The organism is Cecembia sp., assembly GCF_007126775.1.
In the GTDB taxonomy this organism is placed as follows: domain Bacteria; phylum Bacteroidota; class Bacteroidia; order Cytophagales; family Cyclobacteriaceae; genus Cecembia.
In genome coordinates, this window is the sequence record NZ_SLAP01000170.1 from 30,728 (window position 1) to 53,002 (window position 22,275).

24 protein-coding genes and 1 other RNA gene are annotated in these 22,275 nt (G+C 40.0%); 8 read left to right on the forward strand and 17 right to left on the reverse strand.

Features of this window, described 5'->3' with window-relative positions; all coding sequences use genetic code 11:
* Positions 1-101 precede the first annotated feature (101 nt).
* The gene (locus QZT73_RS11520; protein WP_291788255.1) at positions 102-809 is read left to right on the forward strand and encodes a hypothetical protein; all 708 of its coding nucleotides are present in this window, start codon (positions 102-104) and stop codon (positions 807-809) included.
* 43 nt (positions 810-852) lie between these two features.
* Here the strand turns inward: QZT73_RS11520 and secG are convergent, their stop codons facing one another.
* The 10 genes from secG to ffs form a co-directional block, all read right to left on the reverse strand.
* Positions 853-1,218: a preprotein translocase subunit SecG gene (secG, locus tag QZT73_RS11525; RefSeq protein ID WP_291788258.1), complete on the reverse strand. Its 366-nt coding sequence runs from the start codon at positions 1,216-1,218 to the stop codon at positions 853-855.
* 9 nt (positions 1,219-1,227) lie between these two features.
* On the reverse strand, positions 1,228-2,193 hold the full coding sequence (locus tag QZT73_RS11530) for a hypothetical protein (protein ID WP_291788261.1): 966 nt from the start codon (positions 2,191-2,193) through the stop codon (positions 1,228-1,230).
* 36 nt (positions 2,194-2,229) lie between these two features.
* A complete protein-coding gene (locus QZT73_RS11535) occupies positions 2,230-2,772 on the reverse strand; it encodes an LptE family protein (RefSeq protein ID WP_291778123.1) in 543 nt (180 codons plus the stop codon).
* Positions 2,759-4,045 (reverse strand): sigma-54 dependent transcriptional regulator, encoded by a 1,287-nt coding sequence (locus QZT73_RS11540; protein WP_291788264.1) that lies wholly within the window; start codon positions 4,043-4,045, stop codon positions 2,759-2,761. The genes QZT73_RS11535 and QZT73_RS11540 overlap by 14 nt, the downstream gene beginning before the upstream one ends.
* A 14-nt stretch (positions 4,046-4,059) precedes the next feature.
* The gene (gene miaB, locus QZT73_RS11545; RefSeq protein ID WP_291778128.1) at positions 4,060-5,523 is read right to left on the reverse strand and encodes a tRNA (N6-isopentenyl adenosine(37)-C2)-methylthiotransferase MiaB; all 1,464 of its coding nucleotides are present in this window, start codon (positions 5,521-5,523) and stop codon (positions 4,060-4,062) included.
* 227 nt (positions 5,524-5,750) lie between these two features.
* Complete coding sequence (locus QZT73_RS11550) at positions 5,751-7,175, reverse strand: S41 family peptidase (protein WP_291788266.1); 1,425 nt, start codon at positions 7,173-7,175, stop codon at positions 5,751-5,753.
* Between the two features lie 94 nt (positions 7,176-7,269).
* Entirely contained in the window at positions 7,270-7,983 is a 714-nt protein-coding gene (locus QZT73_RS11555) for an ATP-binding cassette domain-containing protein (RefSeq protein ID WP_291778134.1), read from the reverse strand.
* 2 nt (positions 7,984-7,985) lie between these two features.
* Positions 7,986-8,189, reverse strand: coding sequence for a fructose-6-phosphate aldolase (locus QZT73_RS11560; protein ID WP_291778137.1), 204 nt, complete (start codon positions 8,187-8,189; stop codon positions 7,986-7,988).
* 110 nt (positions 8,190-8,299) lie between these two features.
* Complete coding sequence (gene fsa / locus QZT73_RS11565) at positions 8,300-8,959, reverse strand: fructose-6-phosphate aldolase (RefSeq protein WP_291778140.1); 660 nt, start codon at positions 8,957-8,959, stop codon at positions 8,300-8,302.
* Positions 8,960-9,042: 83 nt separating this feature from the next.
* Positions 9,043-9,133: signal recognition particle sRNA small type (ffs, locus tag QZT73_RS11570), an RNA gene on the reverse strand.
* A 137-nt stretch (positions 9,134-9,270) separates the two neighbouring features.
* Between ffs and QZT73_RS11575 the strand changes: the two genes are divergently transcribed.
* Positions 9,271-9,564 carry a hypothetical protein gene (locus QZT73_RS11575; protein ID WP_291778142.1) on the forward strand — a complete coding sequence of 98 codons (294 nt, stop codon included), beginning with the start codon at positions 9,271-9,273 and terminating at the stop codon, positions 9,562-9,564.
* A 65-nt stretch (positions 9,565-9,629) separates the two neighbouring features.
* Here QZT73_RS11575 and QZT73_RS11580 read toward each other — a convergent pair whose 3' ends face one another.
* From QZT73_RS11580 to QZT73_RS11605, 6 genes are all read right to left on the reverse strand, one after another.
* Entirely contained in the window at positions 9,630-10,817 is a 1,188-nt protein-coding gene (locus tag QZT73_RS11580) for a hypothetical protein (RefSeq protein WP_291788268.1), read from the reverse strand.
* 10 nt (positions 10,818-10,827) lie between these two features.
* Complete coding sequence (locus QZT73_RS11585) at positions 10,828-11,652, reverse strand: GMP synthase (RefSeq protein WP_291778148.1); 825 nt, start codon at positions 11,650-11,652, stop codon at positions 10,828-10,830.
* A 105-nt stretch (positions 11,653-11,757) separates the two neighbouring features.
* Positions 11,758-12,864: a carboxylate-amine ligase gene (locus tag QZT73_RS11590; RefSeq protein ID WP_291778155.1), complete on the reverse strand. Its 1,107-nt coding sequence runs from the start codon at positions 12,862-12,864 to the stop codon at positions 11,758-11,760.
* Positions 12,865-12,866: 2 nt separating this feature from the next.
* On the reverse strand, positions 12,867-13,823 hold the full coding sequence (locus QZT73_RS11595) for a hypothetical protein (RefSeq protein ID WP_291788270.1): 957 nt from the start codon (positions 13,821-13,823) through the stop codon (positions 12,867-12,869).
* 16 nt (positions 13,824-13,839) lie between these two features.
* Positions 13,840-14,553 carry an alpha/beta hydrolase-fold protein gene (locus tag QZT73_RS11600; RefSeq protein WP_291785419.1) on the reverse strand — a complete coding sequence of 238 codons (714 nt, stop codon included), beginning with the start codon at positions 14,551-14,553 and terminating at the stop codon, positions 13,840-13,842.
* Positions 14,554-14,777: 224 nt separating this feature from the next.
* Positions 14,778-15,293 (reverse strand): gamma carbonic anhydrase family protein, encoded by a 516-nt coding sequence (locus QZT73_RS11605; RefSeq protein WP_291785421.1) that lies wholly within the window; start codon positions 15,291-15,293, stop codon positions 14,778-14,780.
* Positions 15,294-15,424: 131 nt separating this feature from the next.
* Here QZT73_RS11605 and QZT73_RS11610 point away from each other — a divergent pair, with 131 nt between their 5' ends.
* The 6 genes from QZT73_RS11610 (at position 15,425) to QZT73_RS11635 (ending at position 21,377) form a co-directional block, all read left to right on the forward strand.
* Entirely contained in the window at positions 15,425-16,144 is a 720-nt protein-coding gene (locus QZT73_RS11610) for a YceI family protein (protein WP_291788272.1), read from the forward strand.
* 76 nt (positions 16,145-16,220) lie between these two features.
* Positions 16,221-17,468, forward strand: coding sequence for an anthranilate synthase component I family protein (locus QZT73_RS11615; RefSeq protein WP_291788274.1), 1,248 nt, complete (start codon positions 16,221-16,223; stop codon positions 17,466-17,468).
* Positions 17,468-18,556 (forward strand): DNA polymerase IV, encoded by a 1,089-nt coding sequence (dinB, locus tag QZT73_RS11620; protein WP_291788277.1) that lies wholly within the window; start codon positions 17,468-17,470, stop codon positions 18,554-18,556. The genes QZT73_RS11615 and dinB overlap by 1 nt, the downstream gene beginning before the upstream one ends.
* A 119-nt stretch (positions 18,557-18,675) precedes the next feature.
* On the forward strand, positions 18,676-20,109 hold the full coding sequence (locus tag QZT73_RS11625; protein ID WP_291788279.1) for an MBL fold metallo-hydrolase: 1,434 nt from the start codon (positions 18,676-18,678) through the stop codon (positions 20,107-20,109).
* 81 nt (positions 20,110-20,190) lie between these two features.
* Complete coding sequence (locus QZT73_RS11630; protein ID WP_291785434.1) at positions 20,191-21,132, forward strand: sterol desaturase family protein; 942 nt, start codon at positions 20,191-20,193, stop codon at positions 21,130-21,132.
* Positions 21,129-21,377 (forward strand): hypothetical protein, encoded by a 249-nt coding sequence (locus QZT73_RS11635; RefSeq protein WP_291785437.1) that lies wholly within the window; start codon positions 21,129-21,131, stop codon positions 21,375-21,377. Before QZT73_RS11630 ends, QZT73_RS11635 begins: the two co-directional genes overlap by 4 nt.
* Before the next feature lie 210 nt (positions 21,378-21,587).
* Here the strand turns inward: QZT73_RS11635 and QZT73_RS11640 are convergent, their stop codons facing one another.
* Positions 21,588-22,262: a porin family protein gene (locus QZT73_RS11640; protein ID WP_291785439.1), complete on the reverse strand. Its 675-nt coding sequence runs from the start codon at positions 22,260-22,262 to the stop codon at positions 21,588-21,590.
* Between the last annotated feature and the right edge of the window lie 13 nt (positions 22,263-22,275).

Sequence of the window (22,275 nt, forward strand, 5' to 3'; positions counted from 1 at the left end):
TACTGTCAGTAAGTTTTTATTTATCTCATTTTGACTGTCAAATTTTCCCAAAACTTTTTTCTTATGTCAGTTTTTTTTAAATTTTAACAAATTAGGTACTTATGAAAAATTTATCTGAAAATTGGATCACGGAAGGTTGGGTAGAAATAAAAAAAAAAAAATACATCCTTCTGGCTTACCTTCAACATGTGGAATCACAGTTTAAAGAAGTTAAGCTCTATCCACCCTTAGGAGAATTGGTCCAGCATTACTCCAAATTGAAAAGCTTTTCGGAAAACAGGGAACAGTTGAAGGCATCCTTTCCCAAATTACTGGAAGGTCCCGATTTCAAGGAAATGAAATTAAAATACAAGGCATTGGATCCCGATGACGATATGATGAAGCAGCTGGAAGAAATAGTTGCTTATGCTTTGCCCAAACTGAAAAAAGCCATAGAAGAAGGCAAAAGTATTTATGACTTTCTTGAGGAGGAAATGGTTATAGAACCTGTTGGAATTTCCCCAATTTATCAAAAAGAGGGTTATGCCTTTCTTTCATTCAAAGACTCAAAGGATGTTTATATTTACCGGTATAGGATAAATTTGTTTCAGAATAGCCTCGATACCTTCAAAGGTATCATGATGCAGCTGATAGAGAAAGTCAAAATCAGCCTGAGTCAGACTTTCGAACAAGTCAAACTTGATCTTATCCGAGCTTACAAGGAACTGCCAAATCCTGCTGCTTACAGGATACACTGTGCACATCAAATACCTTTACAAGAAAGCTTTCTTCCGATAAGCAAACGTTTGTTGCTGAAAACAATAAAATAAAAAAAGGGGCTTTAAAGCCCCTTTTTGAAACTGACAGTAACGTTTAATTTTCAGTATCTTCTTCTCCTTCTTCCTCAGTATTTTCTTGAATAGAAGGTAATAAACCTTCCCCTTCACCAAAGGAAGGAGTAAGGATTTGCTTTCTTGCATTCTCTATGTTAGGCGAAGAAAAATCATCACCGCTTTCTGTGCTGTAGAAAGCCGAAGATGTCAAAGACAATACCAAAATAACAATAGAAAGTACCCAAGTGGCCTTTTCCAAAATATTGCCTGTTTTGGTTACGCCCATAATCTGCGAGGCACTGCCTCCAAAGGCCGCTCCAACGCCTCCTTTTGAGTCTTGGGCAAGAATGACCAAAACCAACAAAACTGCAAGGATAATAATTACACTGATAAGTAGGGTAAACATATGATTGTTTTATTTTTTTTCAAGTTCTTCAATTAATTTCGCAAAATAAGTGTTTTTCTCTGGAAACTTCACCATCAACTTCTTATAAATTTCTTTGGCCTTTGTTTTTTTTCCCTGTTTGACCAAAATCCCGGCATAAGCCTCTGTAATCAGATTGGGATTGAGCTTGGTGCTGTTTTCTGAGAGGTCTTCCTGATTTTGCTGCCCTTCAATTTCTTTGATGGTGGCCAATTTGATTTCTTTTTTGCTGAATGCTTTGATGATATCGATCTGCTCCTGTTTTTTCTTATCGTGTATTTCCTTTTTTTCTTTTTTACGGATGGATTCTATGAGGTCATCTTTATGTCCTCTTCTCTTTGGTTTGCGCTCCGTTTCTGCCTCAGCCAGGGCCTCCTTCTCAGTTGGTATGCTTTCCGGTTGCACAGGTTCAGTTTCTTTGGTCTTGGAAACAGGTTCAGCAGAAACTGGATTTATATTTTCTAAACTGGCCCCCCCATTTCCCTTTTCCAGCCTTTCCAGGGCTTTGAGTTTACTCTGGGCCAATTCTTCCCCCAGTTTTTTCAAGGTAGCCGTAATATCTTTATTGCTGGTTGGTTTTTTGTGTTCCGGAATTAGATGCCCTTCCAGGTCATCGATGAAATTTTTGATCCCTTCAGGACTTTTCTTTTCATCTGGTTTTTGGATGTTTACATCCTGGTCCATTGCTTCATCCTCCAAGGTTGCTCTATTTTCCTGGAAGGGGACATGTGTTTCTATCATTTTTTTCAACCATGCCCTGTCTGGGGAGGTAATCGCAGCCCAGGGGAGCAGTTCATTTCCTGGTGTTGTTGACTTCTCGAATTCGTACTTGGCAAGTAAAACCTTAGGAATCTGAAAGTAAGGAAAAGCCTCATGGAGTTTGAGCAGTTCCAGAAAATCATCTTTACTGAGATGATTCGCTCGTTGAATAATTCCAAGTAACTGTAAAGAATTCACTGATGATTTTTTTTAGAAAGTACAATTTACTAAATTTTACCAATTGGCCACCGTGGCAGCAAAAATATCCTGAATGATACTTTCGAAAATTTCCTCGATGAGAACGCTTTCCACTTGAAGGATAGAGGTGGATCTTGGGTCATAATCTTTGAAGAAAGTGAAGGTTCTTTTCAGGCTTTCGTCTTCATTGACCGTATTGACATAGTCTACTTCTACAGAGATGTTGAGACGCATCTGCCCGGCCCGGTCCGGTAAGTTGGGATCTGTAGTAGTTACAGTGGCCTGTGGAGTGATGGTATATCGGGTAATGGATCCAGAGAACTGAAGGTCACCATTATTTCTGATCAGCTCCAATTGGGTATTCCTCTGGTAAAAATCTTTCAAAGATTCCGTAAACAACTGCTCCATATTGGCAGGACCGCCGCCGGAATCATTGAAGAAATTGTCCACGGAAAAAGATTTGATTATATCATAGTTGATGTTAGTGCCCGTGAAGCTGTAACTTACAGAGCAAGCCTGCACCATCCATGTACTGAGGAGGATAAAGCCTATTAAAAGATACCGCTTAATCAATATCATACTGCTTAATTTTTCTGTATAAGGTCCTTTCAGAAATGCCCAGGTCACCGGCAGCATATTTTCTTTTGTTGTTATGTTTCCGCAATGCCCTGATTATCATTTCTTTTTCCTTTTTTTCCAAAGATAAGGAATTGTCGTCCTCTTCATGGACTATATCCTCTATGTTGTCATCATCGTAAGATTCAATTTCTTCTTTTTTGGCCTTTGCATCCAGCACCAAAGGCATGTTGACAGAGGGAGCTGTTGGCTTTTGGGTATCTTCAAACGATACAGGAGATTCCAAGTCCTCAAAAAGATTTTGGTGCTTGTTGATAATATTGGCATTCAGTCCACCCGATTGATATGTTTCCAACACTAATTTTTTGAGCTCATTCATGTCCTTCTTCATGTCAAAGAGCACTTTATAAAGCAATTCTCTTTCAGAAAAATCTTTATTTTCACCAGATCCTCCTCCTGCAAATACCGCAGGCAATCGGCTTTGTCCTGTAGGAAGGTATTTGGAGAGGGTAGGAGCGTCTACTTCTCTTTCCTGCTCTAACAACGAAATCTGCTCGGCAATATTTTTAAGCTGCCGAATATTACCTGGAAAAGGAAATCCCATCAATAACTTTTTAGCATCCTCACTGAGTGAAATGGGCTTTACACTGTATTTCTCAGAAAAGTCAGAAGTGAATTTCCTGAATAAAAGCACTACATCTTCCCCTCTTTCCCTTAGGGGTGGGACATAAATTGGAACAGTATTGAGCCTATAATACAAGTCTTCCCGGAACTTCCCTCTTTCTACCGCTTTGATCAGGTTGACATTGGTGGCAGCGATGACCCTGACATCTGTTTTTTGGACTTTGGAGGAACCTACTTTTATAAATTCCCCATTTTCCAAAACCCTTAGCAACCTGGCTTGGGTACCCAATGGCATTTCTCCTATTTCATCCAAAAAAATAGATCCTCCATCCGTGACTTCAAAATAGCCTTTTCTTGCCTCATGGGCTCCTGTGAAAGAACCTTTTTCATGACCAAAAAGCTCAGAATCAATGGTTCCCTCAGGAATGGCGCCACAATTGATGGCAATGAATTTACCATGTTTTCGGGTACTTAAAGCATGGATAATCTTGGAAAATGATTCCTTGCCACTGCCGCTTTCTCCGGTAATCAGGACTGTCATCTCTGTAGGGGAGGCCTGCATGGCCACTGAAATGGCATGATTGAGCAAGGGACTGTTGCCAATAATCCCGAATCTTTGTTTAATACTTTGAATTTCAGAAGGTGAAAACATAAGGCTAAATAGGTTTAGGATATAATTTCACCAAAAAGCGTTGCAGCGGAGCAATCTGTTATTTTTACCTTGACATAATCGCCTTTTTTAAGCTGGTTTTCCCTTGTAATAATCACCACTTTATTGGCAGAGTTTCTTCCCTTCAGTTGTGCTTCTGATCTTTTGGAAGTTCCTTCAATCAGGATTTCCTGCACTTTACCGATATCGAGTTTGTTTCGTTCCAAAGAAAGTGCATTTTGCTTTTCTATAATTTCCGCTAATCTTCGCTTCTTCACTTCCAGAGGAATGTCGTCTGCATATTTCTTGGCAGCGAGGGTTCCGGGTCTTTCTGAGTAGTAGAACATGTAGGAGAAATCATATTTGACGATATCCATTAATGTCAGTGTATCCTGATGTTCTTCTTCGGTCTCCGTGCAAAAACCCGCAATCATATCTGAAGAAATGCCACATTCCTCCCCCAAAATCTCCCGGATGGCCCTTACTCTATTCAGATACCATTCCCTATCATAGGTCCTGTTCATCAGATCCAAAACCCTGGAATTGCCACTTTGTACAGGCAAGTGGATGTATTTACAGATATTGTCATACTTTTTCATGGTATACAATACCTCATCTGTAATGTCTTTTGGATGAGAAGTACTGAATCTGATTCTGAGTTTGGGATCAACCAATGCTACCATTTCCAGTAAATTGGCAAAATTCACCACCTTGGTCACCTCTTCCTCTTTTTTATTGAGTCGGGCTTTGTTGTTTTCCTCCGGTGACCATTTGTAAGAATCCACATTCTGCCCCAAGAGGGTTACTTCCCGGTATCCTTTTTCAAATAATTCCCTGGCTTCCCTGACTATTGAGTGGGGGTCCCTACTTCTTTCCCTTCCACGGGTAAATGGCACCACACAAAATGAGCACATGTTGTCACAGCCACGCATAATGGAAATGAAGGCTGTTACGCCGTTGGAGTTGAGCCTTACAGGTGAAATATCTGCATAAGTCTCTTCTCTTGAAAGAAATGTATTGACACCTTTATTTCCTTCTTCTGCAGAAGCCACCAAATTGGGGAGGTCTCTGTAAGCATCAGGGCCTACCACAACATCTACGATTTTTTCTTCCTCCAAAAGCTTATCCTTCAGCCTTTCTGCCATACATCCAAGTACACCAATGGTCATCTCCGGCTTATTCTTCTTAATGGTATTGAATTGATTCAGTCTCTTTCTGACAGTTTGCTCAGCCTTTTCACGGATGGAGCAGGTATTCAAAAATATGACATCTGCTTGTTCAAAATCGGAAGTGGTGTCGAAGCCATTTTCTTTCATGATGGAAGCCACTATTTCCGAATCGGAAAAATTCATCTGGCAACCATAAGACTCTATGTATAATTTTTTGGATTTCCCCGTATTTTCCTCCTCGGTGGTCTTAAAGTCACATGCTTGCGCCTCGTCCGGGGAAATAATGTCTATATCTTTGATGATGTTTTCCATATGATCAGCAATTCAGGATGCAAAATTAAGAAAATACCGACAAAATGACAGATTTTTATGACAGATTTTAGATTCGGTTTCTTAATTAATTGAGATTGAAATACGTATTTGGTATTTACCTGTTTCCAGCTCAATGCTGGAAGGTATTTTTTAAGCATTCAAAAAAGACTGACCAAATGCGGTCAGTCTGTGAGTTTTTAGTTTGATAAGTAAGATTGAGGCAAAAATCATTGATTTTTCCGTTTCAAAATTGTCTTGATGGAAGGGTCCATGTCCACCATTTTTCCATAATGCGCTTTATTTTCAAAGGAACTTCCAATGATTTCAATATCGAAGGTTTTTAATCTTGCACCGGCCTGTTGGACGCCTTTTATGCGATCTAATGCTAACTTTAATAAGAGCTCATCCGTGTCTCCAAAAGGCAAAAGACGGTTTTGATTTCTTAATTCTACACCTTGGATATTCGGAAGGAAACCTTCGGAAAATTCAGATTGCCCGTTTTTATCGGCATCCTTGAATATAATAGGCAATAATCCGTATTTATTATCGGGATCGTCTTCGTCCTCAATTGGTACCGAACCTACATTTTTTCCTGTAGTGATATCTCCTATGATGACCACATCCATATACGGTTTCAGCCCATTGATAATCAATTCACTGGCAGATGCAGTTCTTCTTGAAGTGAGAATATAAATACGGTTTCCTTGTAGCTGTGATCCTAAATTCTCAGATTTAGACCTGAATTTAGTTTCTACGTTTTGAAAGTTTTCAAACTGCATCAAGAAGCTATTGAAAAGTCTTTTCGAAAATACGTCATTGGAAGTAACATTTGGTGCGATCAAACTTGCCAAATTTATAGCACTGCTCACAAATCCACCTCCGTTGTACCTGAAGTCAAGTATCAAATGGTCTATACCTTCTGTTTGAAATTCTGCAAAAATCTGATCCATTCTATTGTCATACCTATTGTCAGTTCCAGGGGCGAAGAAATGGTAGACCACATATCCGATTTTCTCATTATTGACCTGATAAATGGTATCCAAAAAGTTAGGATCTTCCGCTATTTCAGTGACAGTTAAAGAAACTGCAGGCTGGGCCTGGAAGGCAGCCGCTTCATTATTATACCGAAAGAAAGTAATGCTATGGTTCTCCGATCTATTGCCCAATAAACGTATGTATGAATCAAATGTCAACCTTTCTCCATTAATCCTTTCTATCCTATCACCTCTTTTAACTCCTGCCTGTTCAGCAGGGCTGCCCTTTTTAACATAGGTGACAAAAGCAACGATATTGTTATTTGTTTCGCTTTCCCGGGCCAACAGAATTTCATAACCAGCTTCTAGACTCACTCCCTGAAGCTGATTTATCAATTCCTGATAATCCGGATAAATGACCGAAAACCGATCCGTAGGTCTATTCAACAAAGATTCAAAATATAACTCGGGCTCTGAAGTTAGCGCCACAGGTTGTCTCATGCTTTCAAGCCACAGATAAACCTCATCCATTACATCTTTTATCCAAGTATTCACCTTCTCATTTGGATCCAGTGTTCTTCTTGGATTATTTTCATTTTTATCCTCGCATGCACCCAGTATAATGGATGTGCCCACTATTAAAAGGAGGAGTTTGAGTTTTTTGAAGAATTTACTCATGATTAAAGGCATTTACTTGTTATTAAACCAATAATTTTTGGTTAAGGTTTAATATTAGCAAATTTCCAGATCATAAGAAATAAAAAAACACCTCTTAATAATAGGAGGTGTCTATGCTAATGTCTGCTGTTTTGCTGTCCAGAAGTTTTCCTTTTTCACATTTCAATACCCGGTAAGGATATTTGCGAAGAAGGTCATGGTTGTGCGTGGCCATTAATACGGCAGTGCCTTCCTTATTGATTTCCTGAAAAAGTTTGAAAATGCCATCTGCTACATCCGGATCGAGGTTTCCGGTAGGTTCATCAGCCAATAAGATCGCTGGATTATTGATCAATGCCCTGGCAATTACCACTCTTTGTTGTTCACCGCCTGAAAGTTGGTGAGGCATTTTGGTCGATGCGTCTGCCAGTCCTACTTTCATCAGGACCTCAATCATCCGGGTTTTCATTTTGGTTTTATCTTTCCAGCCGGTTGCCCGCATGACAAAAAACAGGTTTTCAGCTACTGAACGGTCATGGAACAGCTGGAAGTCCTGAAATACGATGCCTAACTTTCTCCTAAGGAAAGGCACATCTTTATTTTTTATTTTTTCAAGTTCAAAGCCAACAATTTTTGCAGTTCCCATTTTCAATGGGAGGTCAGCATACAGTGTTTTGAGCAGGGAACTTTTACCACTTCCCGTTCTACCGATCAAAAAAACAAATTCGTCTTTTTCTATGGTAAAATTGACATCCTGCAAAATGGCGTCCAATCCCTGAAAAACACAGGCTTTGTCAACATGGATAATGGGCTCACTTGTAAAAACCATGGTTACAATTCCAGTTTTTGAAGTTTTCCGAAAGGCAACTCGTTGATCAGCGTTTCCAGTTCTTTTTCTTTTCCTTCTAAGCCGAACTTTTCCATGTTTTTCATTGGACGGTCAGCACGGAAATAAGATACCAATACAAAATTCTCATCCCGGATCTGTATATAATCCGGAATTTTGGCTTTTCCTTTGACTTTGATGATGTACATGGTCTCCGTTTATTATTAAAGGTAGATGTTAAATCCTAATACCCCAAATTGAGAAAAAAGTTTTTTAAAAGAGGAAAGGGCCGGTATAGAGGCCCTTTTTCTTTATGGTCTTATTTCTTAGCTGCTTTGGCATGATCGGCCAAAAACTGCGCCAATCCTGCATCTGTCAGTGGGTGGTTCAATAATCCTGTAATTACTTTAAGCGGACAAGTGGCCACATCTGCACCGATTTCAGCACACCTGATCAGGTGCATGGTGTGTCGGATAGAGGCAGCAAGCACCTGGGTAGCATAACCATAATTTTCATATATGTGCACGATTTGCTCAATCAGATCCACTCCATCGTAAGAAATGTCATCCAAACGCCCCACAAAGGGGGAGACGTAGGTCGCCCCTGCTTTAGCAGCCAAAATGGCCTGACCTGGACCAAAAATAAGGGTACAGTTGGTTCTTATTCCTTCACTGCTAAAGTACTTGATGGCTTTAACTCCCTCTTTGATCATGGGCACTTTAACCACAATCTTATCGTCTAATTTAGCCAGTTCTTTTCCTTCTTTGATGATGCCGTTAAAGTCTGTCGCGATTACTTCAGCGCTGACATTATCATCCACAATGTCACAAATGGCTTTGTAATGTGCACGTACATTTTCATCTCCACTGATGCCTTCTTTGGCCATTAGGGAGGGGTTGGTGGTCACGCCATCCAATACGCCAAGTTCGTAAGCTTCTTTGATTTCACTTAAATTGGCTGTATCAATAAAGAATTTCATAGGAAATAGGTTGATTGTTAATAATGTCTACAAAGTTAAAGGAATAATGGGGAATTGGAAGATAGCTAATCTGAAAGATAAAAAAAAGTAAGCGGCATCGCACCGCTACGACCGCCTACCCTTGCTTCCTTCCGGACCTGGGGGATTCAGCAGGAGCTGGTCGTGCCGCTTGATACAAAGGTAGGGCAAAATTATATTGCTGCCAAGCACTTTGATAAAATCCCTAAAATTCTAGGCTAATTGACTAATGCTCAGATACAAAATTTATGGCAAAGTTTTTGCAATAATCTTTAGTACAAAAGAATTTTATTATGAAAAATTTACTAATACTATTTGTAACAGTTGTTTTATTAGGTGCTTGTGCTCCAAGACCGGAATTTCAGCAAGGCATGACCGAAAGGAAATTTTTAAGACAGAACAAAGAGGCTGTATTGGCAGGACTGGATGGGAATCAGAAAACATACAGAGTCAATAGGGGAGATCGCTTCTTTGTATTGGCTACCTTTGAAGAAGGGCGTTTGGTGAAATTAGAGGAAAGGGACATTACACCGGGTTGGATGCCTAATCAGCCAAAAAATGATCCAGAAGGAAACAATAGAAATTGAAAGTAACCATAATAAATAAATTAAGAAAAACCTTTGGGAGTAAATTCCAGAGGTTTTTTTATGGTTTAAACAAACAAACCGATACTTCCACCGACCCAATCCCGGTCTTTGTTGAATTTTACGCCTATCATTTCCCCTCTGCTTAAGCGGACCACATTGGATGCAATGGTAGGGTTTTCATCACCATCAGGCCAAAGGAGCAAAAGCCTTACTTCAACTTTAACATTGCCTTCTATTGCTTGCAATACGGGTTTATACTGAACTTTCTTCTGCAAAATATAGAGGTCTTTCTGCATCACACCTTCTATATCCTTCCTGTTGACATTGTAAATTACACCTGCACCGGAAAAGGAAAAAAGAGGTTTCAATACGTAATTCTCCAGATCCTCAGGAATTTCTTCCAAATCACTCAAAAGGGTGCTTTCTATAAAATATGGTCCTGAGAGGTGGGGAAGAATGAATTTACTGATTCTGTAAAACCAATTGGGATGGCCTGCCCATTCTACTTCAAGATCATCTATAAAAGAGAATTGTAATGAAAGATCCTTTCTGTTTTCCAGTTCGTCAAAAATGACGCGGTTGTAAATTCTTTTAATCAGGACTTCCTTACCCCTTTCATTGGTATAGAAGAGTTGGTTGCCTCTTTTAATAACTTCAGTCACACAGACTACTGGGATACCAAAATCCTTTCGGCAATAGTAAAAATCGATTTTGGTGTTTTGTTTTTCCGGTTCAATTTCCAGCAATATTACATGTTCAGGGGCAATGCCATTGAGTAAAGTCCTTCTCAATAAGGCATAATAGGAGGTTTCATCAATCCCATCAAGATAGGGGCTGAGTTCCTCTAGGAAAGGGTACTGCTTAAGAAATTTTTTGTGCAGATGTGCTTGGTAGTTAAAAATGGAAGGGAATCCCTGTGCTTCTATCAGCTTCGGAATGATCTCACCATCTTCCTCACAGATTCCAAAATCTATAGCCAAGAAATGGGTATGCTCATTTTCCTTTGGTACATGGTAGTTGACCAAAAGTGATTTTTGGGTCAATGCTTTAAAGTCTTCTCTTTTGATGAAATCTACCAATTGCTTACAGCCTTCCAATAATTGTCCTTTGAGTTTTTCAGAAATGAAAAAAGGACTTTCTGCCACCCTAAAACTGGGGAGGTAATTGAAATCATGTGCCAGGTCTTTTAAAAAAGCCTCGTATTTTTCCTGGCTGAACTGACTGTTAAAAAGTTCGCGGTATTTTGTAACCATATGAATTGAATTAGACGAAAATGCCTTCCTGTTCTCTGATTTTACGGATTGACCTCCTCAGGAAATTAGGGATCAATGTTTCATTTGTTTTGTAAATCGTATGTTCTTCCACCACATGTTCCAGCATCATAAGGTATTTGGCTTTTCCCTTGAGGGCAATGATTTCTTCTCTGACTTCTGGTTTTTTTAAATGGCTGAAAAACCCAACCGGATCTGCTTCGGGATGAAATTGTGTCCCCACCATTTCATCTGAAAAGCGTATTCCCATCAATGCCCTTTCGTATTCCAGATGGTTCCTCATTTTTTCAAGGGCAATTACTTTTGCTCCCATTTCCTTGAATTTTTTCTTGCTTGGCTTGACTACCTGATAGTCTCTGGAGTCTATGGCCCAAAAAGGATTGTCCAAACCTCTGAAAAGAGGGTCTTCCATTCCTTCTTCTGTTTTATGAATGGTCATCACCCCAAAGGAAGTAGACTTCCTTTTGTTTACCGCTGCTAAACCAAAGTGCTTGACGGCCAACTGAAAAGAATGACAGATAAAGAGCATGTATTTTTTGTTTTTGTTGATTTGATTCCATTTGTAGATATCGTCCAACAATTTTTCAAACATTACTTCCCATACACCATCCCCCTCAAGAGGGTTACCCGGACCTCCGGAGGAAATAAAGAGGTTGTAGTCCTCAAAATTTGGCATTTCATGCTTTAACCTGACATCAAATACATCCAAGGTCAGTTGGTTTTCAAACCTTCCAACAATGTCATGTATACAACGCATGCCTTGATTGACTTTGCCATTGTACATATCCAATAAAGCTACCTTGATTTTTGCCTCCATGAATTATCCAATTTACACGCAAGTTATGGTGATTTTTGCAATCATCATGCAAAGACACCATTTTAATGCTATTTCAATCCTTTAGCTTTAGCCTTTACTTCCTTTTTAAATATCTTTTGTGAACTCTTCTGTAATAAAATCCACCACCTTTTTCAAATCCTCTGTTTCACTGTATACTTTTAACTGCCTGTCTGCGCCAGTACCATCGGCTAGAATTTTGTGGATGTAATTGATTTCATCCCGGCTTCCCAGTTCATCCACGACATCGTCGACAAATTCCAGTAGCTCTAACATCAGGGCCTTATACCCCACTTCTTTTTTCTGGCCAAAATCAATCATCATACCTTCTGTGCCATACCTTGCTGCCCTAAATTTATTTTCACGGATCAGAGCAATGCGGTATACATTGAAACTGGTATTCATCAGGTGCATTTTGTACAATTTGGCTACCACAGCTTGAATTAAAGCTACAATGCACATGGTCTCATTCAAGGTCAGGCACATGTCGCAGATGCGGAATTCTATAGTACTAAAAAAGGGATGTAATCTGAGGTCCCACCATATTTTTTTTGGGTTATCGATGCAGTTTGTTTTGACCAAAGTTTCCAGATAGTTGTCATAAGACTGTACCGAATCAAAATACTCGGGAAGTCCAGTCCGTGGAAACTTTGCAAAAATATGCGCCCTGTAAGCTTTGAATCCTGTAAATCTGCCTTCCCAGAAGGGGGAATTGGTGGATAAGGCGTAAATATGAGGAAGGAAATAGCATGCTTGGTTCATGATCTGCATGGCAATTTCCCGGTTTTCTATACCCACATGCACATGCAGCCCAAAGATCAGGTTGGAACGTGCTGTATCCTGCAGTTCATTGATAATGTGGTGGTATCTGGGATCATCGGTGATTGGCTGTTCCTGCCATTTGGAAAAAGGGTGGGTTCCAGAAGCTCCAACAGTGAGGTTTTGTTCGGCTGCAAGATCCACTATCTTTTTCCTGAGGAAGCCTACTTCTTTCCTGGCATCTGCTACGTTTTGACAGATATTGGTGCCGACCTCCACTACAGACTGGTGCATTTCTGCTTTGACCTGTTCCTTGAGGAAAATTTTTGCCCCTTCCACAATTTTGGACATATGGGACCTGAGGTCTCTAGTTTCCGGATCAATGATCTGGTATTCCTCTTCGACTCCTAGGGTAAAAACCGGTAATTTTTTCATCATCAGAACCTTTTGGCCATACTTACTGCATCTTTCATAAAAGTACCCCAGGTAAGGTTGATTTTTCCAGGCTTTTGAGCCTTTGCGTAAGCAATGGCCATCTTAGCGGCTTCTTCAACTACCCAGTCAAAATTTTCCTGTCCTACTGAGTTGACATCAGCGTCAGGAGCAGGATTACCAAAGTCAATGGCATAGGGAATGCCATCCCGTACAGCAAATTCCACTGTATTGAAATCATAGCCCAAACCCTGACAAAGCTGCATCGTGTATTCCTTTACTTTTGCAAGTAACTTTTTGGAAGATGGGGGCCTGTTGACTACATAACGCAGGTGATGAGGATTTCTCGGCTCATATTCCATAATGCGTACAGCTTTGCCTCCCAGGCAATAGACCCTGAAATAGTCATCAAATAAGATTTCTTCCTGGAGCAACATCACCAATTGGCCGGTTTCCTTGTGTTTTTGGAAAAACTCTTCCTGATTTTCCAAGCGATAAACATTCTTCCAACCACCTCCGGCATAGGGCTTCATGTAGGCAGGAAACTTAACATAATCAAAAATGGACTGCCAGTCCAAAGGCATTTTGAGGTTCCTGAAAGATTTACCCGTGGTATCCGTAGGATGCTCTGCGGATGGTAGAATTACTGTATTGGGTAATGGAACACCCAGTTGGTCTGCCAGGCAATTGTTAAAAAACTTATCATCTGCACTCCACCAAAAAGGATTATTGATCACAGCAGTACCTGTCAGCGCAGCATTTTTAAGATATGCCCTGTAGAAAGGCACATCCTGGGATATGCGGTCAATTATTACTGCATATTCGGTGAGCTTGTTTTGTACAACCTTGTCTATCAAAACCGGTTCAGCCACAATGCCATTTATTTTTTTTTCGTTGACTCTATCGACAAAAGCTTGGGGAAATGTATCCTCCATACCAAAAAGAATTCCTATTTTTTTCATAAAGGTGTATGTTTTTTTAATTGAATTTAATTCTTGATAAATAGTGTGGGAACATTTCTTTCCATACTGGCCAATCATGTTGTCTGTCCCTTCGAACGTCCAACCAATGCCTCAGGCCCTTGGACTCCAGAACATCACTCAATCTCACATTGGCATCAAAGCAGATATCCCAATTCGAAGTTCCCAGAACAATATCCATATTCCATAATTCCCCATCCTGAAGACCGGGGAGAAACTCCATGGGAGAATTGTAAAAGATATCTTCATGTTGGTACCCATCCATAAAATTTCGGATTTCAAAAGCACCGGAAAGAGAAAACATATGGCTGACATATCCTGGATGGCGGAATGCGAAATTGGCCGCATGGTAGCCACCAAAACTGCAACCTGCAACGACTACCTTCCCAACTGCGGTATTCAAACGCACCCTTTCTACAATCTCATGGCATATCATTTTGTCATAGGCGATATGATTTTGAATTCTCTGATGCGGATGGATGTGTTTGTTGTAAAAACTGTCCCTGTCATTACTTACAGGACAGAAAATTTGAACAAGACCTTGTTCTAGGAACCACTGGGCTGCGCCTATTAGGCCCATGTCCCTGTTTTCATGATAAGAGCCCATGGAGGTAGGATAAAGAATTACAGGATAACCTCTATGGCCAAAAACCAACATTTCTACCTCTCTGTGAAGATTTGGGGAGTACCATTTAAAATATTCTTCTTTCATAAAATGAATACGCTGCGTTGAATAAAATTAGTTTGCTTTTTGGCTATATACAAAAAAATCTCTGAATGTTTTTGGTCGGGAAATTTAATTTTAAAATCCTTAATTAAATGGGGCTTAAGTTAGGTTAAAAAAATATTGTGAAATGATTAACGAATTAAGTTTGGCTTGTTGGATTTGGTTTTTTATTAAAGGCTGGGTAAGGTCCAATAGTTTAATTTATAATTTCAAATTTCTTTAAACCATTCTGCATACATAGGGTAATTTTTCGCAGTACGCAGAATAACCTCCCTCATTTCAGCACCGGTTGCTTTGACTTTTTTTGCCGGTATGCCGGCATAAATGCTGTCAGCTTCCACCACAGTTCCTGAAAGCACCACTGCCCCAGCAGCTATTACAGCACCTGAGTGAATAATGGCATGGTCCATGACAATAGCGCCCATTCCAATCAGAACTTCATCATGAACCGTACAGCCATGAACAATAGCATTATGCGCTATAGATACCCTGTTGCCGATATAAGTACCAGCTTTTTTGTATGTACAATGGATTACAGCCCCATCCTGAATATTTGTGTCATTACCGATCCTGATTTCATTTACATCTCCACGGACTACGGCATTGAACCAAACCGTGCAATTTTCTCCCATTTTCACATCCCCAATAATGGTAGCATTTTCTGCAAACCAACAATTTGGTCCAAATTCAGGATGGTATCCTCTCACTTGCTTTATCAAAGCCATATTAATTCAATTTAAGTATTGAAAGATTGTTCTATTCAAAGATATTTTTTTTTGGATAAAATTGAACTTTTTTTTCCTCAGCGGGTTTTGATGTATAGACATTTAAATTCCGAAAACTAAACAAAACACTTATGAAATTATTGCAAAAATCTGGATTGTTTTTGGCTGCTGCCATGATGACAATTGCCTGTGGTGGTCCAAGTGACACCGTTGAAACAACAGACGCCCAGGATGTGGCGGCAGGTTCAGGATCTACATTGGCTGTGGATGCAGCTTCCAGTAAAATCAATTGGACAGGATATAAGCCAGCAGGAAAGCATTGGGGATTCATTCCTGTTACTGAAGGAGAAGTGATGGTTGAAGGAGAGTCCTTAACAGGTGCAAGATTTGTATTTGACATTACCGCCCTCAAAATTGAGGATATGGAAGAGTCCAACGAAAATTATGGAAAACTGTGGGGTCACCTTCAGTCTGACGATTTTTTTGATGCAGCAAATTATCCTCAGGCAGTTTTTGAATTGACCAGTGTAGAGCTTTTCAGTGCTGGTTCTATTGAAGACAAAGAAGAATTTGAGACAGATTACACACCTGCCAGTGACTCTGAGCTTGCTGCTGACAATCCTACACACTGGATTTCAGGTAACTTGACCATGAGAGGTACAACCAAGAATATCAAATTTCCTGCACGAGTTTCGGTTGCTGATGGTGCTGTAAAAGCTAAAGCTGGATTCAATATTGACAGAACAGCTTGGGGATTGGCTTATGGAGACGAAAGCAGTGCAGTGGACAAAGCAAAAGATCAGTTTATCTACAATACAGTAAGCGTAGAATTTGACATCAATGCCAACTAATTCGGCCACAATTTAAATATGAAAGAGGAAGCGAAAAGTTTCCTCTTTTTTTATGCCCAATTCCTAATTTTACCCCATGTTAAGAAAATACCGCATAGCAATACCTGTAGAAAAGAAAGACTGGCTATTTTCTGTTTTAAGTTGGTTAGATATTCGTTTCTCTTATTTTGCCTGTTTTCAACACCATGAAATCGCCTATCCTTATGGTTCATTTCCCCAAAAAATATTTGCAGGGAATTTTGCGATTGGTTGGGAGTTGCTCCCTGAGTATGAAAGTAAAAGTGAAATAATTGGGGTTTTGGCATATGATTTCAAAAACCAATTGGAGCGTTTGTGCTCTGAAAATCCTTCCTTGGTTGATTGTCCGGAAGTTGCTTTTTTTATTCCTACATTAAAAATCAGTCTTGAGCAGAATGCAATGCTCATTGAAACGGAGCTGAATTTGGACTTTAAAGGGCTATTTGACGGGTCTTTTTTTACCAATCCTAAAGTGGATGTCATTGCGCATACGGACAAAACCAAGTATTTTGAAGACATTTATGCCATTAGACAGCATATTGAGGAGGGGGATATGTATGAGCTCAACTATTGTATGTCTTTTTCTTTTACTGAAACCAGCTGGAACCCAATATCAGGGTACTTGGATTTGATGAGCATCTCACCCATGCCATTTTCTGGATTGTTTAAGTTTGAGGATAATTTCCTTCTTGCTGCTTCCCCTGAACGTTTTTTGAAGAAAGAAGGGCTCAGACTCCTTGCCCAACCTATAAAGGGAACCATCAAAAGAGGTAAAGATGAGTTGGAAGACTTGGCATTGTCCGAAAAATTATTGGCTTCAGAAAAAGAAAGGGCTGAAAACCTGATGATAGTGGACTTGATGCGGAATGACCTTTCCAAGATTTCAGAAACAGGATCGGTCATGGTCATGGAACTTTTTGGCGTTTATCCATTTGCCAAAGTGCATCAGATGATTTCAACGGTTAGCAGTAGACTGAGGGAAGGATTGGGGTTTAAGGAAATCATTGAAGCCACATTTCCTATGGGCAGTATGACTGGAGCGCCTAAAATCAAATGTATGCATCTTATAGAACAATATGAAAATTTCAAAAGGGGTTGGTTTTCAGGTGCTTTTGGAATGATCCATGCCGATGGTGATTTTGACTTCAATGTGGTTATTAGAAGTATTATTTTTGACCGTGCTATTGGAAAGGGGTATTTTGCAGTGGGAAGTGCAATCACTTATGATGCAGATGCCGCTTATGAATGGGAGGAATGTTACCTCAAGGCTGCTGCCATTTTGGATGTATTGGAAAAAAGAAGCTAATGGAAAAGATCAGGAAAATAATCCATGTGGATATGGACGCATTTTATGCTTCCGTGGAACAGATGGATGATCCTGAATTAATGGGGAAACCTGTAGCCGTTGGGGGCAACCGTGAGCGGGGTGTCGTCGCAGCGGCTTCTTATGAAGCCCGGAAATATGGGGTACGCTCTGCCATGTCCGGAAAACTGGCGGCCCTAAAATGCCCTCATTTGATTTTTGCAAAACCCAGGTTTGACCGTTACAAGGAACTTTCCAATCAAATCCGCAACATTTTTTTTGACTATACCGATTTGGTAGAACCTTTGTCTTTGGATGAGGCATTTTTGGACGTGACTGAAAACAAAGTCAATAATCCCTCAGCCACATTGATTGCTGAAGAAATAAGGAAGCGTATTCGGGAAGAGGTGGGACTTAATGCTTCCGCAGGAATATCTTATAATAAATTTTTAGCCAAAACTGCTTCGGATATCAATAAACCCAATGGTCAGGCGGTTATCTTGCCCAAAGAGGCTGAAGCATTTTTGGAAAAGTTAGCTATTGAAAAGTTTTTTGGTATCGGGAAAGTGACTGCTGAAAAAATGAAGGCAATTGGGATTCACAATGGTTATGACTTGAAGCAGTTTTCTTTACAATACCTTACCAAGAAATTCGGTAAGTCAGGACTGCATTTTTACAATATCGTTCGGGGTATTCATTCCTCAGAAGTCCAACCTAACCGGCTTAGAAAATCATTGAGTGCAGAGAATACTTTTGATAAAGACCTGACAGGAGAGGGGCAGTGGATTCCCGCTCTCAAAGATATCTTTGATGAGCTCAACAGAAGAATCGCCCGTACTGGTGTGAAAGGCAGAACGGTCACATTGAAGATAAAATACCTTGATTTCAGCCTACAAACGCGTAGTAAGACCTTTGAACAATTTCCTGAAATGGAGAAAATTTGGGATACGGTGGTGGATTTGTTGAGGCAGGAAACGTTACAAAAGCCTGTGAGACTTTTTGGTATAGGGATTTCTAACCTGAATGTGGAGCTAGAACAATCTCATTTTGGAATGCAGTTATGGCTCGATTTTGATGGGGAATCCAGATAGAAGATCTGGTTTTATTTTATCTGCCAAGGTCCCAAGTGTAACCTAGATCACATTTTAGCTGGGCCAACCTTTTTATCTTTGTTTATCGTAGGATGAATTCTACTCAAATAAACCCAACTATGCGAAAATTACTCAGTTTCCTTATCCTTTCCTTACTAACCTTAGTAGTAGTTCATGCCCAGTTTGATCAAATGATCCAACCGGCCAAAATGGAGCATGTTGTCATCAAGCAATTTGAAGACGATGGGCTGGCACATTTCAGCTATGCAGTTCATGTGGATGACCAAATGTACCTGGTAGACCCAGGAAGAAACCCACAACCTTATTACGATTATGCCCAATCTGTAAATGCCAATATTATTGGCGTAATCAATACCCATCCCCATGCTGATTTTGTGAGTTCTCACCTCGAAATCCATCAGACAAAGGGAGCTACCATTTTTGTCAGCGAATTGGTGGGTGCAGGTTATCCCCATCAAGCCTTCGATGAGGGGGATGTAATCGAAATGCCAAAAGGAGTAAGACTTAAGGCCATTCATACTCCCGGCCACTCACCGGATGGGATCAGCATAATAGTAGAAGAAAACGGGAAAGATGTGGCGGTCTTCACTGGGGATACACTTTTTATCGGTGATGTAGGCAGACCGGATTTGAGAGAGTCGGTTGGTAATATCATGGCTCAAAGGGAAGAATTGGCCAAAATGATGTATTTCAGCACAAGAGAGAAATTGATGTTGCTGGACGAAGATGTGATAGTGTATCCTGCCCATGGTGCGGGTTCCCTCTGCGGAAAAGCCATTTCAGCGGAAAAAAGCAGCACCATAGGACAGGAAAAACTGACCAATTATGCGCTGCAGGAAATGTCAGAGGAAGAGTTTGTGGCCTTACTGTTAAAAGATCAGCCCTTTATTCCGAAGTATTTCCCCTTTAATGTAGACATTAATAAAGAAGGTGCTCCTGCCTACCAGGCATCAAAACTTGGGGTAAATAGACTGGATAAAAATCATCCGGTAACAGAGGTGGTTAAAATTATAGATGGCAGAAATCAGGAATTGTATAAGACTTCCCATCTGCCGGATGCCATCAACATTATGAATGGGGCCAAGTTTGAAACTTGGTTGGGCAGTTTAATTGCCCCAGAAACAGCCTACTACCTGGTAGCTGAAAGTAAAGAAAGTTTAGAGGAATTGATTTCCAAAGCAGCTAAAATAGGCTACGAGCCATTTATAAAGGGGGCTTTTGTTTACAATGATCAAGGAGGTGAGCGCATGGACTTTTTTGACCAAAAGTCCTTTGATGCGAATCCAGAGGCATTTACTATCATAGATATTAGAAATGCAGGTGAAGTAGCGGAAGGAAAGATTTTCGAGCAGGCTATCAATATTCCCCTGCCCGAACTGGCAGATAGGGTTGGAGAGATTCCTACCAATAAGCCAATCGTGGTGCATTGTGGGACAGGATATAGGTCAGCTGCGGGGAGCAGTATTATTCAGAATGCACTAAAAACTTTTCAAGTATTGGATATGAGTTCCTTTATTCTGGAATATAAATAACATTAGTTGTGGTTTATGGGAGTACCGAAAGAGGGCAATCATGTGGATTGTCCTTTTTCTTTAACTTTGAGAAGATAAATTATGGAAAAGTATATCAAAATCATTCTTGATTCTTATTACGGTTACTGGAATTACCTGGTCAATGAAATGTTTTACCCTTCCTGGACGAATTATTTCTGGTGGTTGCTGGGACTTTCCATCGGGGTATGGCTATTGGAAATATTCTTTCCTTGGCGCAAAACGCAAGCAACCTTCAGGAAAGATTTTTGGCTGGATGGTTTTTACATGTTTTTCAATTATTTCCTTTTTTCATTGATTGCCTATAATGCCATTTCCAATGTGGCAGTGGAGGCTTTCAATGATTTCTTGGGTTTTTTTGGCGTGAAGAATTTGGTTGCAATTCAAGTGGAAACTTGGCCTCTTTGGGGGCAATTCCTTTTACTTTTTTTGGTAGCTGATTTTATCCAGTGGAATATACACCGCTTGTTACATCGGGTGCCTATACTTTGGGAATTCCATAAGGTCCACCATTCAGTGGAGGAAATGGGATTTGCAGCGCACTTGAGGTTTCACTGGATGGAGACCATCATTTACAAAACAGCCCAGTACATTCCTTTGGCCATGATCGGTTTTGGGCTGGAGGAATTCTTTATTGTCCATATTTTTGCCACAGCGATAGGGCATTTGAACCATGCCAATATCCGACTTACCTATGGGCCTTTGAAATATATTCTGAACAACCCCATCATGCACCTTTGGCACCATGTCAAAGCTTTGCCGAAAGATAGGAAGTATGGGGTGAATTATGGAATTACTTTAAGTGTTTGGGATTACCTTTTTGGAACGGATTATATTCCCCATGAGGGTAGAGATGAGGCGTTGGGCTTTGATGGAATGGAAGCATTTCCCAAGACCTTCTGGACGCAGATTACTTATCCCTTTGTCAAAAAGAACAGTGAAAAAAATTACACATCTCAGATTGGGGAAGACTTGAGAAAAGCTACTTTAAAAGTGAAAAAATGAAAGCAACGATCAATAATTGGAGGTTTGTTATCCTCATGAGTTTGACCTTAGGCCTGGCTCCATTTGTGCCTGAACCACATATTTGGGGTAAAATAAAATGGATTGCCGGAGGGGCCAAAGGAATGGCGGCCTTGGATTGGTTTGATTTTGTATTTCACGCCATTCCTTGGGTATTGCTGATCAGATTAAGTGTATTACATTTGACTGGGAAGATGAAAAATGAAACGGTAGAGAGGGCCAAGTGACAGGAGATCTTATGCCCTTCGCTCATTTTTACCAGAACAGCAAAGTGGTGAATTCCAATTTGTATGTTTAGTAAAAATGAATTTTTACGAAAATACCCCAATCCCCCAAAAAAAACATTTGGGAGATTGGGGTATTTTGGTTTTTAATAACCATTCCAATATGCTTTAATTCAGAACCATTCTGGCATATTATCGCCTAGGATCGTATCATTAAAATCCAATACCAATATATACTTGGGCTACAGAATTTTTGGAATTGTTTGTAAGATCACGGGCTATTCCATCTTTTGCAACTTCACGCAAACCATGATTGTACCTTGCACCAATAGTTAAATTTCCAAAATCGAAACCAATACCGGCTAGTAAACCATAATCCAGGCTGTTGAAATTATCTTTGTTTAACTCAATTGAATTTAATGTTGTAAGATCGGAAGTTCTCAAATTCTTAACATTAGCTGATGCCAAATATGAGAAGTAAGGACCCGCATGGAGATTTAATGGCCCTATATTGAAGACAAAAGCAAGCGGTAATTGGATGTAGTTCAAATTGTATCTTACTTCTCCTTCACTTACACCCAATAGACTTCCAGCAGAACTTCCATAGGCAATTTTGGAACCAACATTAGTATAGAGTAATTCAGGCTGAAAAGCTATGGAATTGGAAAGGGCTATTTTAGTGAAAATACCAAAATGTAATCCAACCTTCATATTTTCATCATCAACCGTTGGTTGGTCTACAAAGAACTGAGAAAAGTTTAAACCACCTTTTATTCCTATCTTTGGTCCAGGATTTTCGCTTTGGGCAAATCCTTGAGGGGAAAAAATAAAAATAAATATTGCAACTGCTAACCCAGTTAAGATTCGAAATTCTTTATGCTTTTTCATATAATTTTATTTA

Bases quoted from the DNA above. Each gene is read 5' to 3' on its own strand.
- QZT73_RS11520 (WP_291788255.1), top strand. From the start codon at position 102: ATGAAAAATTTATCTGAAAATTGGATCACGGAAGGTTGGGTAGAAATA.
- secG (WP_291788258.1), bottom strand. From the start codon at position 1,218: ATGTTTACCCTACTTATCAGTGTAATTATTATCCTTGCAGTTTTGTTG.
- QZT73_RS11535 (WP_291778123.1), bottom strand. From the start codon at position 2,772: ATGATATTGATTAAGCGGTATCTTTTAATAGGCTTTATCCTCCTCAGT.
- QZT73_RS11540 (WP_291788264.1), bottom strand. From the start codon at position 4,045: ATGTTTTCACCTTCTGAAATTCAAAGTATTAAACAAAGATTCGGGATT.
- miaB (WP_291778128.1), bottom strand. From the start codon at position 5,523: ATGGAAAACATCATCAAAGATATAGACATTATTTCCCCGGACGAGGCG.
- QZT73_RS11550 (WP_291788266.1), bottom strand. From the start codon at position 7,175: ATGAGTAAATTCTTCAAAAAACTCAAACTCCTCCTTTTAATAGTGGGC.
- QZT73_RS11555 (WP_291778134.1), bottom strand. From the start codon at position 7,983: ATGGTTTTTACAAGTGAGCCCATTATCCATGTTGACAAAGCCTGTGTT.
- QZT73_RS11560 (WP_291778137.1), bottom strand. From the start codon at position 8,189: ATGTACATCATCAAAGTCAAAGGAAAAGCCAAAATTCCGGATTATATA.
- fsa (WP_291778140.1), bottom strand. From the start codon at position 8,959: ATGAAATTCTTTATTGATACAGCCAATTTAAGTGAAATCAAAGAAGCT.
- QZT73_RS11575 (WP_291778142.1), top strand. From the start codon at position 9,271: ATGAAAAATTTACTAATACTATTTGTAACAGTTGTTTTATTAGGTGCT.
- QZT73_RS11580 (WP_291788268.1), bottom strand. From the start codon at position 10,817: ATGGTTACAAAATACCGCGAACTTTTTAACAGTCAGTTCAGCCAGGAA.
- QZT73_RS11585 (WP_291778148.1), bottom strand. From the start codon at position 11,652: ATGGAGGCAAAAATCAAGGTAGCTTTATTGGATATGTACAATGGCAAA.
- QZT73_RS11590 (WP_291778155.1), bottom strand. From the start codon at position 12,864: ATGAAAAAATTACCGGTTTTTACCCTAGGAGTCGAAGAGGAATACCAG.
- QZT73_RS11595 (WP_291788270.1), bottom strand. From the start codon at position 13,823: ATGAAAAAAATAGGAATTCTTTTTGGTATGGAGGATACATTTCCCCAA.
- QZT73_RS11600 (WP_291785419.1), bottom strand. From the start codon at position 14,553: ATGAAAGAAGAATATTTTAAATGGTACTCCCCAAATCTTCACAGAGAG.
- QZT73_RS11605 (WP_291785421.1), bottom strand. From the start codon at position 15,293: ATGGCTTTGATAAAGCAAGTGAGAGGATACCATCCTGAATTTGGACCA.
- QZT73_RS11610 (WP_291788272.1), top strand. From the start codon at position 15,425: ATGAAATTATTGCAAAAATCTGGATTGTTTTTGGCTGCTGCCATGATG.
- QZT73_RS11615 (WP_291788274.1), top strand. From the start codon at position 16,221: ATGTTAAGAAAATACCGCATAGCAATACCTGTAGAAAAGAAAGACTGG.
- dinB (WP_291788277.1), top strand. From the start codon at position 17,468: ATGGAAAAGATCAGGAAAATAATCCATGTGGATATGGACGCATTTTAT.
- QZT73_RS11625 (WP_291788279.1), top strand. From the start codon at position 18,676: ATGCGAAAATTACTCAGTTTCCTTATCCTTTCCTTACTAACCTTAGTA.
- QZT73_RS11630 (WP_291785434.1), top strand. From the start codon at position 20,191: ATGGAAAAGTATATCAAAATCATTCTTGATTCTTATTACGGTTACTGG.
- QZT73_RS11635 (WP_291785437.1), top strand. From the start codon at position 21,129: ATGAAAGCAACGATCAATAATTGGAGGTTTGTTATCCTCATGAGTTTG.
- QZT73_RS11640 (WP_291785439.1), bottom strand. From the start codon at position 22,262: ATGAAAAAGCATAAAGAATTTCGAATCTTAACTGGGTTAGCAGTTGCA.